Source organism: Pseudomonas jilinensis (assembly GCF_003586265.1).
Classification (GTDB): Bacteria; Pseudomonadota; Gammaproteobacteria; order Pseudomonadales; family Pseudomonadaceae; genus Halopseudomonas; species Halopseudomonas phragmitis.
Window position 1 is genome coordinate 104837 of the sequence record NZ_QJSA01000002.1, and the last position, 15282, is coordinate 120118.

Annotated in this window: 10 protein-coding genes; 9 read left to right on the forward strand and 1 reads right to left on the reverse strand. The window is 61.9% G+C overall.

The genetic code is table 11. The annotated features are described in order from the left end of the window. Positions 1–13: 13 nt before the first annotated feature. Entirely contained in the window at positions 14–439 is a 426-nt protein-coding gene (gspG, locus tag C2846_RS02455; RefSeq protein WP_080050372.1) for a type II secretion system major pseudopilin GspG, read from the reverse strand. 142 nt (positions 440–581) lie between these two features. Here gspG and C2846_RS02460 point away from each other — a divergent pair, with 142 nt between their 5' ends. The 9 genes from C2846_RS02460 (at position 582) to C2846_RS02500 (ending at position 15282) form a co-directional block, all read left to right on the forward strand. Next, positions 582–1178 carry a lytic transglycosylase domain-containing protein gene (locus tag C2846_RS02460; RefSeq protein WP_119700592.1) on the forward strand — a complete coding sequence of 199 codons (597 nt, stop codon included), beginning with the start codon at positions 582–584 and terminating at the stop codon, positions 1176–1178. 245 nt (positions 1179–1423) lie between these two features. Next, positions 1424–7225: a manganese-oxidizing multicopper oxidase MnxG gene (gene mnxG / locus C2846_RS02465; protein ID WP_240638134.1), complete on the forward strand. Its 5802-nt coding sequence runs from the start codon at positions 1424–1426 to the stop codon at positions 7223–7225. Between the two features lie 16 nt (positions 7226–7241). After that, positions 7242–9197 carry a YncE family protein gene (locus tag C2846_RS02470; protein WP_119700593.1) on the forward strand — a complete coding sequence of 652 codons (1956 nt, stop codon included), beginning with the start codon at positions 7242–7244 and terminating at the stop codon, positions 9195–9197. Positions 9198–9213: 16 nt separating this feature from the next. Beyond that, positions 9214–9852, forward strand: coding sequence for an SCO family protein (locus C2846_RS02475; RefSeq protein WP_165443744.1), 639 nt, complete (start codon positions 9214–9216; stop codon positions 9850–9852). Beyond that, on the forward strand, positions 9849–10493 hold the full coding sequence (locus C2846_RS02480; protein WP_080050376.1) for an SCO family protein: 645 nt from the start codon (positions 9849–9851) through the stop codon (positions 10491–10493). Before C2846_RS02475 ends, C2846_RS02480 begins: the two co-directional genes overlap by 4 nt. After that, positions 10466–11974, forward strand: coding sequence for a cytochrome c/ABC transporter substrate-binding protein (locus C2846_RS02485; protein WP_119700594.1), 1509 nt, complete (start codon positions 10466–10468; stop codon positions 11972–11974). Before C2846_RS02480 ends, C2846_RS02485 begins: the two co-directional genes overlap by 28 nt. 214 nt (positions 11975–12188) lie before the next feature. Then, positions 12189–12743: a response regulator gene (locus C2846_RS02490; RefSeq protein WP_119700595.1), complete on the forward strand. Its 555-nt coding sequence runs from the start codon at positions 12189–12191 to the stop codon at positions 12741–12743. A gap of 69 nt (positions 12744–12812) precedes the next feature. Continuing rightward, complete coding sequence (locus C2846_RS02495; RefSeq protein WP_231705512.1) at positions 12813–14504, forward strand: GspE/PulE family protein; 1692 nt, start codon at positions 12813–12815, stop codon at positions 14502–14504. Then, entirely contained in the window at positions 14485–15282 is a 798-nt protein-coding gene (locus C2846_RS02500) for a hypothetical protein (RefSeq protein WP_131038197.1), read from the forward strand. The genes C2846_RS02495 and C2846_RS02500 overlap by 20 nt, the downstream gene beginning before the upstream one ends.

A 15282-nucleotide genomic window follows, 5' to 3' on the forward strand; every position in this document is an offset into this window, starting at 1 on the left:
GGACGACCCTCCACTACCAACTGGTGATTTCAGCGTTGTCGCCTTCGCCGCCGGGGCGGCCATCGCGGCCCAGGCTGAGCAGGTCGAACTCGCCGTGCTCGCCGGGCGAGCGATAGATGTAGTCACGCCCCCAGGGATCCTGGGGAACCCCTTTGCGCAGATACGGGCCACCCCAGTTGGTCACGCCACCCGGCGGACTGACCAGGGCTTGCAGGCCCTGCTCGGTGGTGGGGTAGTCGCCGTTTTCCAATCGATAGATATCTAGGGCCTTTACCAGAGTTTCGATCTGGGCATGGGCGATCCGGGCTTCCGAACGCCCGAGCTGGTTGAAGTAGCGCGGCCCGACAATACCGGCCAGCATGCCCAGCACGACCAGAACCACCAGCAGTTCGAGCAGGGTGAAGCCACGATGGCGTCTGTGTGAACGAGTGCGGAACATGGGGAAATCTCCTGGGGGACAAAGGTACGTTAGTCACCATGCAAGAGCTGTGCACGATTGTTGTGTTTTCTGGGGGGGCAGTCGCGAACGATCAACGGCACGCCCCTTGCTTGGCTACCCGAGTCGATCGGGAGGACGGCCTATGCGTCGCATCTGCTGCACTGCGCTGTTATCACTGGGTTGCTTGGCTCTGGAAAGCGGGGCCGGTGAAACGTTCTACCGTGGTGAGTCCTCCACCGGCACTTTGATCCTGACCAATGTTCACCGCCCGGGACAGGGGCTTGAACCTGTTGTGCTGCATGCCCGGACCGGGCCGTCAGCCTCCGTTCGGGTAGCCCCCATCCCCTCACATGAGCTGGCCGAACTGGTCCGCCAGACCGCCGCCGAGCATGACCTGCCGGAAGGCCTGCTGCATGCGGTAATCCAGACCGAATCGGGCTACAACCCCCTGGCTCTCTCGCCCAAGGGCGCGGCTGGGCTGATGCAGCTGATGCCGGCAACCGCGCGTGAACTGGAGGTTGAGGATGTCTGGGACCCAGGCCAGAACCTGGCCGGTGGAGCGCGTTATCTCAAACAGATGATGGAGTTGTTCGAGGGTGATCTGGAACTTGGTCTGGCGGCGTACAACGCCGGGCCAGGGCGGGTCAGCCGCGCCGGAGGAATTCCTGACATCGGTGAAACCCAGCGTTATGTACCGTTGGTCATGCAGCGTTATCTGGCCTGGCGCGGCACCGACTGAGGGGCTGAGTCGAGCCCCAAATGGGTGGGGAATCCCCGGTGCTGGGTAGGGTTTTACCCGAGCTGAAGCGTTTCCGTGGTCGGCAGAATCGGGCTGGCTATGAGCATCCGCAATTCGCGCCTGCAAGGCGCTGCCGGCAACCCGCACAGCGGCCCGCAGCCGCGAAGCAGACCCGCCAGGCACTGGCATAAGTATTGCTGCCAGTATTGTTACGGGCACAGTCATGCATAACAGGAGGCCTCACAATGAACCGGGCCAAGGTGTTATCCGACAGGAGCGTTCTCGCTCCGACATTTTTCTTCTCTTCGGGCCCCCTGGCCTTGCTGTTGTGGGCTCTGCTGGCCCTGGCACTGTCGCCAGGGGCCCAGGCTGCGGCCAGTTGCCAGCGACACCTCGAAGCCCATGTAGTGGCGCTCGACCAGCCGCTGATGTTCAACCGGCTGGGTGCGCAGAATATCAACGGCATGATGTTCGCGTTGCGCTCGGATGTGGTCGATGAAAACCACCAGCTTCTGAGCCAGGGCGGCGCGGCGATTCCCGGTCGGGTTCTGCTGCGACCGGATAAGCGTCCACGGCCCTTGATTCTCCGGGTCGCCGCTGGCGACTGTCTGACCATCCATTTGCAGAATCTGCTGGATCCGCAGGACAACCCGCGGCGCGGTCAGGTTGAGCCTGAGCTGCAGATCGATGATCAGGTTGCCGACCGTCATGTCGGCTTTCTGGTCAACGGCCTGCAGGCGGTTAACAGCATAGAAGATCTGTCAGCCAATACCGGGGCCAATGACAATATGCTGCTGGCCCCGGGCATGAGCCGCAGCTATACCCTTTACGCCGAGCGTGAAGGCACCTTTCTGGCCACCAGTTATGGGGCCACCTTCGGTGGTCAGGGCAATGGCGGCAACATCGGCAATGGCCTGTTTGGCCAGGTTATCGTGCTGCCACCGGGTGCGCGGATGTATCGCAACACCCTGACCGAAGAGGAAATGCGGCTGGCTACCACTGGCCGGACGCCTGCAGGTCATCCGGTCGTTGATTACGAGGCTCGTTATCCGCAGGCAGAGCCCTGGATCAGTGAAGGCAAGGCCGGGCGGCCAATCCTAAGCATGCTCGATGGCAACCAGATTCAGATCAGTGAGCCTGATGCTGTGGTGATGGGGCCCAACTCTGATGGCAGCTTCCCGCCTTCGACCTACCCACTGGAAAGCATCGGTAAGCGCAATCCATCGATCCCCAACCGGCTTGAGCCGTTCCGTGATTTTGCTTCGGCCTGGCACGATGAAGTGGCTGCTGCCCAAGCGTTTCCGGGCTACTGGGAAGACGAGGTGTTTGGTCACGTTCTCGAGCCGACCCGCGACGCCTTCATGATCAACTATGGATCGGGTGGGATTGGCGCGGAAATCATCGCCAACCGGCTGGGTGTGGGTCCTATGCATGACTGCCTCAGTTGCTCCTATGAGGAATTCTTCCTCAGCTCGCATACCGTTGGCGATGTTGCCATGTTGGTCGATGTGCCAGCCAACGTCGGGCTGGAAAACCTCAAGCCAGGCCAGACGCCACATCCGGACAATGTCGGGATCAAGGCTAGCATGGCGCTGTATCCGGCCGATCCGTCCAGCGTCAACCACAGCTACATCGGCGACTTCGTCAAGTTCCGCAATACCCATGCCGGGCATGAACATCACATTTTTCACTTGCATGCCCACCAATGGATCTTCAATCCCAATGATGACAATTCCGATTATGTCGATGCCCAGGGGATTGGCCCAGGTTCCGGGCAGACCTATGAAATTGCCTTTGGCGGTTCGGGCAATCGCAACCGGGTAGCCGGCGATGCCATCTACCATTGCCATTTCTATCCGCATTTTGCCCAGGGCATGTGGAACCTGTGGCGGATTCATGATGTGTTTGAAGAGGGCACCCGGCTGGCGGTTTCCGAGCAGGGTGACGATGGCTTCCACCAGGAGCCCTTTGCCCTGCGCGAAGGCTTACCGGCACCAGGAGCCCGGGCTCTGCCCGATGGCGAGATTGTTGCCGGCACGCCGATCCCAGCTGTGGTACCGCTGCCGGGCAAGGCGCTGCCGCCGATGCCGGGCCGGGTCAGCGTAGTACCGAAGCTGGCCGACAGTGAAGCTCTGGCTGATCACGGCTACAACAGCAGCAGCTATCCGCCGGGCAATGATGGCGGCTCGCAACGCATAGTTGGTTCGGTTGCTTTGGTTGATCGTAGTGATGACAACCGACTGCCCGATGGCACGCTGCGCAACCCCGGCTTCCCGTTCTGGATCGGAGGGATTGAGCACAGTGTCGGTCAGCGTCCGCCGACCCCGCCGCTGGATATGCTTGGGCCGCAGCAGGCCGAGGCGCTGCGTGATTCCGGCAACGCACTATGGGCTGCACTGGATCCGAAGCAGGTCGACGGCTGGGACGGCGGGCTGCCGCGCCATGCGCTGGATGGCTGGGCCAACGGCGGAGTGGCCGAGGTAGCCACCAGCGCTCTGGACTTCTCCAAGGTGATCAGCCGGGCCAAACCGGTTTACTTCCCGGAAGAGGGCACTGACGTCGAGCAGGCAGCCATGCTGTTCCACGCCCAGGACAAGCACTCCAGCTATGCCGTGTTGCCTGATGGCAATGTCAAGAGCGCGGTATTTCGTACCAATGGCGGCTTGCCGATGGCTGGAGCGCCATTCTTTGAGCCGTGCATGGATGACCGCCAGCGAACCATGACCAAGGACTACGGCGAGGGCCGGTTCTACAGCGGCGAGAAACTCGATGGCTTGTCGTTCAAGGGCTCATCGCCATTCACCGCCGACCGCCCACGGATCTACAAAGCGGCCAATATCCAGTTCAACGCAGTATTCAACAAGGCCGGTTATCACTATCCGCAACAACGGATCGTGACTCTGTGGGAGGATGCCTGGCCGGTCATAACCAAGCAGCAGCCACCGGAACCGCTGGTTATGCGCTTGAACAGCCTGGATTGCGCGATGTATCAGCAGACCAATCTGATCCCGGAATACTTTGAGCTGGACGACTATCAGGTACGTACCCCGACTGATGTGATAGGTCAGCATATCCATTTGCCCAAGTGGGACCTGGTGGCTGCCGATGGTTCGGCCAATGGCTGGAACTACGAGGATGGTGCCCTGTCGCCGAGCGCAGTGGTCGAACGGATCAAGGCCATCCGTGCCTATCATGGTTGCCAGGCCGGTGACCCGCGTGACGGTCAATTGGAATGCCCGCTGGCGGCTGAGCATCCGTTCTTCGGGCGTTATAACCGCAGCGACTGGATTGGTGCCAGAACCTTGCAGCAACGCTGGTTCGCCGACCCGATCGTCAATGTCTACAACATCGACCGGGGGCTGGGCAACATCTTCACCCACGACCACCTCGGGCCCTCGACCCACCAGCAAATGGGGCTGTACGCCACTGTACTGATCGAGCCGGCCGGCTCCAGCTGGTTCCACTCTGAAACCGGCGAGCCGCTATACACCAGGCATGACGGCGGACCGACATCCTGGCAGGCAGTGATTGCTGCCGGTGACCTGAATGGCGATGGCAAAAACGACAGCTATAGGGAGTTCTTCCTGGCCTTCAGCGACTTCCAGCATGCCTACGAGGCTGGGGTCTATGTCGGTGCCGGGCCCGATGGTATCCCAAATCCGGTTGCCTATCCGGTAACCAGCGAAACCTTCCGTTATGCGATCAACCCGCCGGTACGCAAGAGCGCGGCCTCACTGCTGGAGTCGGTGGTCGAGGCTGCCGGTGGCGAGCTGGAAGGTTGCCCGAACCGTCCGTGTCCGCAGGCAATTTCCGCTGAGGACCCGGGTATTTATGTGGTCAACTACCGGCATGAGCCGCTGGCCATGCGGATCTATGATCCCGAGCGAATTGCCCCTGATGGCAAGCCCGGCATGCAGGCCGCTGGCTTGGCTGGCGACCTGGCCTTCGCTATGCAGAGTCGCACTGACCGGGCCATTGCGGCGCTGAATCTGGCACCCAGCCAGGTGCTCAACGCCTTGGGCCCGACCGGGGCCAATACCAGCTTGCCGCCGCATATCAACCGGGCTGGCGACCAGCCGGGTGATCCCTTCACCCCGATGCTGCGCACCTACACCGGTGACAATGTGCGGCTGCGGGTGATCGCTGGCGGGCATGAGGAAGAGCACATCGTCGGTCTGCATGGCATCAAGTGGCTGCACCGTGGTACCGGTTACCAGAACAGTTCGACGTCCGGCTGGCGCGCGGCGCAGATGGTCGGGATCTCCGAACAGTTCGGCTTCGTCAGTCCGGTAGCCTTGATGTCCGGTGCCGCCAGCGATACCGGCGATCACCTCTACACCATGGATGCGGCGATGGAGGGTTACTGGAGCGGTATCTGGGGCATCCTGCGCAACTATGGCAGTAGCCGCAACGATCTGATGCCGCTGCCTAACAACCCGTTGCCAGTGGCAGCGCGCAATACCGTGTCGTTTAACGGGGTGTGCCCGCGCTTCAGCCCGAACCCGAGCGGGATCGGCACAAGGACTACGCCGCAGCGCAACTACGAGGTGGTTGCGGTACTGGCCAATGATGTGCTCGACAACCCGCTGAACCTGAGCCTGGTCGACCCCGAGGGCGAGGGCCTGCATGTCGGCGCCACGCCACGGGCCGATGGCGGCACCCTGGTACTCAATCCGCGCTTGGTGAATATTCCAGAAATGTCCGGTTATGACCCGGAGCATGGGACTTCCTTCACCGTTGGCGGGCAAAGCGGGCCGCTGCATGACCCGACGGCAATCCTGTATGTCCGCAAGTCAGATCTGGACCCGGTTACTGGCAAGCTCAAGCCCGGCGTTCCGGTCGAGCCGCTGGTACTGCGTGCCGCCGCTGGCGACTGCCTGCAGATCACGCTGGAAAACCGCCTGCCAACGGACATGCTCGACCTGCCCAACTACACCATTATGCAGGGTACTGTGAAGCGTGACCGGTTTGGTGACCAGGGCTCGACCACCTTCAACAACAATCTGATGAAGCCATCGGCGCATGTCGGTATTCATGCCCAGTTGCTGGCCTACGATGTCACCACCTCGGACGGCTTCAACGTTGGCCTCAACCCGGTCCAGACCGTGCCGCCGCGGGTGGGCAACAGCGGTAACTGGCCAACCCGGCAGTACCAGTTCTACGTCGGCCATCATGAACGTGAGGGGCGGCCACTGGCGCGGCTGGGCCGCAATATCGACAACATCAACGCCACGCCGATCGAATTCGGAGCCCTTAACCTGCTGCCAGCCGATGTGATCAAGCAGCCGCAGAAAGGGCTGGTCGGGGCCATGTCGATCCTGGGCATGGACGCAACCTGGACCGAAGACGCCAACAGCCGTGCTGCTGCGACCATAAAGCCGCATTCCGGGCCGAGCTTCCGCGACTTCTCGCTGATCTGGCAAAAGGGCATGAATCCGCGCTGGGCCGATGGCCGACCGGTGGAAAACATCGCAGTGGAAGGGATTGGCGTACCGAACGATCCCAAGGACAACTCGGGCATGGCGGTCAACTACCGTACCGAGCCGCTCTGGTATCGCTTCAACGTGCCACCGGATGCGCCCTTCGGTCGGGCCGGTGGGGCAGGCTGGGGTGACATTCCCAACGCCCACATGGCCTACAGCAATGCGCTGGTTGGCGGTGACCCGGTAACCCCGATCCTGCGGGTACGCAAGGGCCAGCCGTTCCGTATCAACCTGACCATGCCTGCTGGTGGCAGCCGTGGCTCGATCTTCCAGTTGGCCGGTCACCTGTGGCCGAAGGATCCCTTCGTGCCGGAGTTCACCGACAGCCTGGGCTTCCCGCAGAAATATCCGGGGATCGGCTCGGTGCGCTATGGCCACAACCCGATGGCGCAGTACACCGGTGCTCAGGAAAGCGTGTTACCGGCGGCTCACTTCAGCTTCCCGTTCCCCTCGGCCGGTGGCGTCAACGCGATTCCCGGCGACTACCTGTATCGCGACTATGGCGCCTTCGGCAACTCCTCGGGGCTCTGGGGATTGCTGCGCGTGACCGAGGAAGAACCCTGAGCAATGAGGTGCCGTGATGAGCAGGCTAGGGTATGCAGTAGCGGTGGTGGTTGTGGCGGGGCTGGCCGGGACACTGGGCTGGCTGACGCAAAGTGACGAGGAGCCGGCGCTGCTGCCGGCTCCAGCCCCAGAACTACGAGGTCAGGTGCTGGGGCAGGCCCAGCGCGATGGTGTGGATATAACCCTGGAAGTAGTTTCATCCGGCACTGCTGCGGCCCTGACTGAAGGCGTGTTTGCCGACTTCCGGATCCATCTGCGCGATGTCGGCAGTGGCCAGCCGCTGGTCGGTCTGGCACCGGGTGCCTGGATTGATCAGCAGGTGTTGCATGGCGCCGGGTCGGACGACCCGGCCATGGCCTGCCGTCAGCGGATTGCCCATTACCTCAAGGGCACCCTGGGCGTACGGCCGGTGGTGGATCTGAACAGCTACTACATGTTGGTACTCAATCAGGATCCGAGTATCAGTGTGATTGACCCCTCGGTCTCGCTGGGCGGGCTGACCAGTACCCTGGCCCGGATAGTGCTCAAGCGCTCACCCATGGACTGGGTCGAGAGCCGCCGGCAAAAACGCCTGTATGTGTCAATGCCCAGCGCCGATGAAGTTGCGGTGATCGATACCGAAAGTTTCAACGTACTGGCCAGTGTACCGGCCGGGGCGCAACCCGTGCGGGTAGCGTTGCAACCCGACGAGCGCTACCTGTGGGTCGGCAACAATGCCAGTGATCCCGCGCTGAGCGGCGTCACCGTGCTTGATACCGTAACGCTGGAGCCGGTACTTCAGGTGGCGACAGGGGCCGGACATCACGAGATTGCCTTCACCAGCGATTCAACCCGAGCCTTCGTCAGCAACCGCGACTCCGGCACGGTCAGCGTATTTGACACCGCTACACTCAAGCAACTGGCCGAACTCAAGCCTGGTGGCCAGTTGTTGGCGCTGGCGTATGCTGAACTGTCTGGTGCGCTCTATGTGGTCGATGGTGCCAGCGGGCGGGTCAGCGTGTTCGACGCCCGCAGTCTCAAGCCCCGCGCCGAGATTCTCAGCCAGCCAGGATTGGGGCCGTTGCAGCTCAGCCCGGATGGTCGCCATGCCTTGGTACTCAACCCCCGTGAAGACCGGGTATTGGTACTGGATACTGCCAGCGACAGGCTTATTCACGAGTTGCAAATCAGCGGTGAACCCTATCAACTGACGTTCAGCAAGACCTACGCCTATGTCCGCACGCTCGGATCGAACCGGGTCAGCATGATCGCCCTGGGCTCGCTCGGGACGGGCCGTACTCCGGTATTTCAGGACTTCGAAGCCGGTGTCCCGGCTCCGGGTCTGGCCGGCAACCTGCCGCTGGCATCCGGGATGGGGTTGGCGGTGGATGACAATGCGGTGTTCGTGGTCAACCCGGTGGACAACAGCATCTATTTCTACATGGAAGGTATGAACGCGCCTTCGTCGGCCTATATCAATCGAGGCCACACCTCACGGGCGGTGCGAGTCGTCGACCGGACCCTTCAGGAGGTTGAACCGGGGGTTTATCAGGGCCGTGTGCGTGTGCCATCGGCTGGTGAACTGGATCTGGCCATGGTGCTGGCGCAGCCGGACATGACCCAGTGCTTCAGCTTTCAGGTTGCCGCCGACCCGGAACTGGCCTCGCGACGCATGAGCCCTCGGGTCGAATACCTGCTGGAGACCGGCGTGGTGCGCGGCGAACCCAACCAGCCGGTACGTTTCCGGCTATGGCGCGGTGACAGCCAGGAGCCCTGGAGTGGGGTGGACGATCTGCGTCTGCGCTACTTCCTGGCCCCGGCCTCACGTAGCAGGGAGCAGCCGGTTCGGGAACTGGGAGACGGCCTCTACGAGGCGACCCTTAGCCTGGAACAGCCCGGTGCCTATTACCTGCATCTGGCATCGGAATCCCTGGGCCTGACTTGGGGGGATCTGCCTTACGCCAGTGTGCGCAAATTGCTGAATGGTGATTGACCGTCTGGAGGTCGATATGAAACTCGGATATCCGTTGAGACTGCTGTGCGCGCTCGGCCTGCTCGGTTATGCCAGCCTGAGCCTGGCGCACTCGGAGCATCATCACCAACCGCCAGCCAGCAGTGAGGAAACAGCTCAGGGCGTGCGGCTGGTGGATCGGCCGCTGATCGACCAGCATCAGCGGGAGCGGCGCTTGCCTGACGATCTGCTGGGCGATGAGCCGGTGGTAGTCGGCTTTGTTTACACCACCTGCACCACGGTGTGCCCGGTCATTTCGGCGATCATGGCCAAGGTCCGTGACCGCCTTGCCAGCGATGGCATCGATGCTCGGCTGCTGTCGATTACCGTTGACCCGCTGCGTGATACCCCCCAACGCATGGCCGAGATGGCCAGCCGGTATGAGGCCGGTGAACACTGGAACTGGGTGACTGGCGCGCCGGACGATATCGAGGCGGTGCTGCGTGGTTTCCGGGTCTACAGCACCAACGTCGAGGAGCATCAGCCGGTCATCATGGTTGGGTTCAAGGGCCACTGGCTGCGTTTCTATGGGTTTGCCGATCCGCTGCAGATCGTTGCTGGCGTCAAACGCCTGCAGCGAGAACCAGAGGCCAAACTGGCGGTGCTGCCGGTTGGTCGTTGGGAGAGCCAGCCATGAGATCATTATTGCTCGTGAGCCTGTTGCTGCTGAGCCTGCCGCTGGCGGCTCACCCTGGGCATGGGCACGATGCCGAGCTGGAGAGTCAGCCCGAGGTGCTGAGCCCTGGCATGATTCCCGATGCCCGCAGTTATTTCACCGATACCGTGCTGATCGATCAGCACGGTCAGGAGCGGCGGTTCTACAGTGATCTGCTGGAAAACCGGGTGGTGCTGCTCAATGTGATCTTCACCCGCTGCGAGGATGCCTGCCCGGTGATCACCAGCAAGCTCAAGCAGGTTCGCCGGCAACTGGGCGAGCGGGCCGAGGGTATCGACTTCATTTCGCTAAGCAGTGATCCACAGAACGATACGCCAGAAGATCTGAAGGTCTATGCGAAAAAACACGGTGTCGAAGACGCCAACTGGCATTTCGTGACCGGTGATCCGGCCGATATGGCCCGGCTACTGGGCCGGTTAGGTCAGTTCACCGGCTCGGTGGAGAACCACTCGACCCTGCTGATCGCCGGGGATGTGGCCAACAAGCGCTGGAGCAAGATCCGCCCGGATGCGCCGGTCACAGCAATCGCTGAACGTCTTCTACTGTTACATCAACCACCGGCTGCCGCGCGTCCATGTGCGCTCGACTCTGCACACTGCTGAGCCTGGCACTGTTGCCGGCACTGGCCTGGGGCCTGAGCGACAACGAAAAGGCCGGGCAGCAGCTGTACCGTTATGGCCAGGCCAATACCGATAGCCCGGTGCAGGCTCGACTGGAAGCGGCTGACACCGTGGTCGATGCCAGCCTGTTGCCCTGTGCTGGCTGTCATGGTCGCGATGGTCGGGGACGGGCCGAAGGCGGGCTCAACCCGCCGGATATCACCTGGGCGCGGCTGAGCAAACCCTATGGCGAACGCTTGCCCGGCGCCCGTCAACATCCGCCTTATACCGAAGCCAGCCTGGCCAGGGCGATACGCGAAGGCGTTGACCCCGGGGGCAACAGGCTGTCGCCAGCGATGCCACGCTACAGCCTGAGCCAACGTCAGGTGCGTGATCTGATCGCCTATCTGCAGCGGATCGAAGAAGACTTCGACCCCGGTATCAGCGATCAGAGCCTGGTGCTGGGTACCTGGCAGCCCTTGAGCGGAGCGCAGGCCGATGGCGGTCAGGCCGTCAGTCTGAGCCTGCGTGAAGCGATTGCCCAAATCAATCTGGATGGCGGCATCCATGGCAGGCGGCTGACGCTGGTGGTGGTTGACAGTGCCGAGCGGGATGAGCAGGCGGTGCTGGATGAGCTGCTGGATCAGCATGAAGTCTTCGCCCTGGTCGCTGTGCAGACCAGCAGCGCCGCGCAGCAGGAGCAGTTGCGCCAGGCCGGAGTGCCGCTGGTTGGCACCTTGCTGCGTAATGATCCGGGACCGGGTAGCGCATGGACGTTCGAGCCGCTGGCCGGTATTCAGGATCAGATGAAAGCCCTGGGGCTGTTCGCCGAACAGGCGCTGTCCGCCAGGGGGGCGGCGCTGATTCTGGTTGGGCCGGAGCCGGCCCATCAGGCCCAGGCCGAGTCGCTGAGCCGCTGGCTGGTGCAGCGGGGCTGGCCAGCACCAGCTATTCAGGGCGCCGAGGCACCGCTGGTGTTGGGTGATGGACTGTCAGCACTGTTTTTACTGGGTAGCGGATTGTCTTCATCGCAGGTCAGCCTGCTGGCGTCGCATAGCCCGCCGCCTTATCTGCTGTTGGCGGGCGAACAGGCTCAGGCTGAACTGTTCGAGCTACCGATGGCCTTTTCCGCCCGGGTATTCGTTGCCTATCCGTTTTTACCCGATGACTGGACTCCGGCTTTTCGTGAGCGGCTGGCCCGCCAGCGGGCAATACTTGGCAACGGTTATCTGAATCGCCGGGTCTCGGCCAGTGTGGCGCTGGCGATACTCGAAGAGGGGTTGCGCCGGGCTGGCCGCCAGCTCAGCCGCGAGGCGCTGATACGGGCGCTGGAAGGGTTGTACGATCACCCTACCGGAATGTCTCCAAGGGTGGGCTTCAGTGGCGGGCGTCGGGTGGGTGCCGGGGCGCATATCGTGCGATTGGATCTGGAAAATCGTGAACTGCATCACACCGGCTATTACATTCCCCCGGAACAGCGCTAGACTGCAAATATGCCCCCATAACTGGGTGCTGAGCGAGCCGATTCCCCGGGGAAAACGCTCCCTCTGGCACCGGGTTTTCAGCCTCAAAGCTGCACTACCCAGACAGCTCGGGCCTCCCGGCAGGACGCCAAAACTGGCATGAAGTATGCGAGACCCCAAGTGGGAGCGTACTCCTGCTGTAGTTGTCAGTAGCACACTCTGAATGGAGTTCGCCTTGTCATACAGAATCTTGATAGTCGAGGATGAGCCGGTCCTGGCGGAGAACCTCAAGGCTTTCATGGAAAAGCTTCCATGCAAGGCCATGCTGGCTACCGATGGTGCACGCGCCATCGATTTGGCCGGCAAGTTTCCCCCGGATCTGATCATTCTGGATTATCGACTGCCTGACATGGTCGGCTTCGATGTGTTGGATGCGGTACAGAACACCTGGCACGGCCAGTGTGTTCTGATCACCGGTCACCCGACCAACGAAGTCTGCGAGGAGGCGGGGAAACGGGGCATTACCCATATCATGTTTAAGCCCTTTCCCCTGGGTGAGCTGCGCAGCCTGGTGGCCAAGATGCTGAGCGTCGAGGCCCGGTCCGACGGCAACGGTCAAGTGCCGGTCGAACGGCGACGACAGGATAGCGGCACAGAGACGTTCCCAATGCGGCTGTATGACGGTACCTGGCTTCTGGCCGATCGGCGTCACGGTGGCAAACGCCCCGAAGATGATGACCAATCCCCGCCAAAGCCGGATGCCCCAGGGAGCAAGGCCGGCAAAGCCTGAGTTTCCAGGGCAGGGTCACCGTCTTCAGCTACAGGCACATGTTGACTGTGGCATTGGGGAGGACGGCTCATGGGTACTTCGGCACTGGTGGAGGCACACCCGCCAGCTTGGTTGACGGCCGAGTTGATGCAGCAGGCCAGCCAGGAAGCGGCCAGTCAGGGGCAACGGCTTATCAGCGCGCTGGAGCGGCATAGCGGCCTGCCTGCCGACGCCTTCGTTCAAGCCCTTGGCAGTTTGCTGCGCTACCCGGTGCTCGAACGCGAGCAATTGTTTCAGGCCACTCCCGATTTCGACCGGCTGTCTCTGGCCGGGATGCTCAAACACGAATGCGCACTGATCGAGCTGGACGGCCAACTGGCTGGAGTGCTGGCCGATCCCTTCGACGATGTTCGTCTGGCCCGGCTCGATCAGTTGGTCGACGGTGGAACCCTCTACCTGGTGCATCTCGACTGCCTGAACGCCTTTCTTGCGACCCACGAGGAGGGGTTTCACGCCGTGGCCGGGATGCAGGGGCAGGGCGGTAGTCTGGAAGTCGAGCAGGATGCCGAGCAACTGTCGCTGGCGCGGATCAGCGAAGACGCCAGTGTGGTGGTCAAGCTGGTCAATGCCACCCTCTATGATGCCCTCAAGGCCCATGCCAGTGATATTCATCTGGGTATGAGCCCTGGTGGGCTGAGTATCAAGTACCGAATCGACGGAGTGCTCAACAACATCAGCAGCGTCGCCGGCAATGAGCTGGCAGAGCAGGTGATCTCGCGGATCAAGATCATGGCCGAGCTGGATATCAGCGAGCGTCGGGTACCGCAGGACGGCCGCTTCAAGGTCAGTATCAAGGGTCGGCAGATCGATTTCCGGGTCTCGATCATGCCCAGCATTTTCGGCGAAGACGCGGTGCTGCGGGTGCTCGATAAGCAGGATCTGGCCGACCGCATGCAAGGCGTCTGTCTTGATGCCCTGGGTTTTGAACCCGAGGTCATGCGGCAGATGCGCGAACTGGCGACTGACCCCTACGGCATGGTGCTGGTTACCGGTCCGACTGGTAGCGGCAAGACCACCACCCTGTACGCCATGATCAGCGAGATCAACCACGGCCTGGACAAGATCATCACCATTGAAGATCCGGTCGAGTACCAGTTGCCCGGCGTTCTGCAGATTCCGGTCAACGAGAAAAAGGGCCTGACCTTTGCCCGGGGGTTGCGCTCGATCCTGCGCCATGACCCGGACAAGATCATGGTTGGTGAGATTCGCGATGCCGAAACTGCCCAGATCGCGGTGCAATCGGCTCTGACAGGTCACCTGGTATTCACCACCCTGCATGCCAACAACGTGTTCGACGTGATTGGCCGGCTGGCCCAGATGGAGGTTGACCCCTACAACCTGGTTGCCGCGCTCAACGCGGTGCTGGCGCAGCGGCTGGTACGGCTGGTCTGCCCGCACTGCCGGGTTGCGGCCAGCCCGGACGATGCTGAACTGCTGCGCTCGGGAATTGGCCTGGAGCAGCGCGAGCATTATCGCTTTACCCAAGGCAAGGGCTGCCACCATTGTCGTGGTACCGGTTATCGCGGGCGTACCGCCATTGCCGAACTGCTGCGTCTGGACGATGAGTTGCGGCAGATGATCGTTGAACGTCAGCCCATCAGCCGTATTCGCCAATATGCCAGTGTCCACGGTTTGCAGTTGCTGCGCCAAAGCGCCTTGCAGCTGGTTGCCTGTGGTCGCACCTCGCTGGAGGAGATCAACCGTGTCACCTTTGCTGCCTGATCAAAGGACCATAGTGCTGACCGGATCGGAAGCCGGATTGTTCCGTGCCAGTCAGGGGCGGGCTCAATGCCTGGCGCGGGTTGATTTCAACCTGGGTGACGAGGCTGGCTTACTGCAGGCCATGGCGCAGTTGCTTGAACAGGTGCGGCGTGGCACCTGCTTGCGCCTGCTGTTGGCCAGCCATTACGTGCGTTACGCGCTGGTGCCCTGGAGCGATGACATCCACAGCCCGGCTGAACTGGCCGCTTATGTTCGCCTGCGTTACGAACTGATCTATGGCGAACATGTGCGCAACTGGCGTTTCTCGCTGTCCAGCGAGTCGGCTGGCAAGCCTCGGCTGTCGGCCGCGCTGCCGGACGAGCTGTTGAAATCCTGGTGTGAACTGGTGAGCCAGAGCGGTAATCAGTTGGGCTCGGTACAACCCTATCTGGCGGTGGCTTTCAACCGCTTTCGTAACCGTCTGGAGCCGGACGATTTCCTGTTCATCCTGGCTGAGCCAGGGCGTGGCAGTCTGCTGCAGGTCAGTAATGGTGCCTGGGTTGGGGTGTACTCCCAGGGGTGCGCCGAACGCCGCGAGGCGCTGGCCGATCTGGTGGTGCGGCAAAGCACCCTGCTGGGGCTGGCAGCTGGCAGCAAGCGCCAGGCCTTCCTGCATGCTCCCGGGCAAACCCTTGATGATCTGGCATTACCTGAAGAACTGCACTGCCAGCGGCTGCAACTGGGCAGCCCGGCTGACAGCGTTGACCCTCTGACCGACATGGCGCGGGTGGGCTGCTGA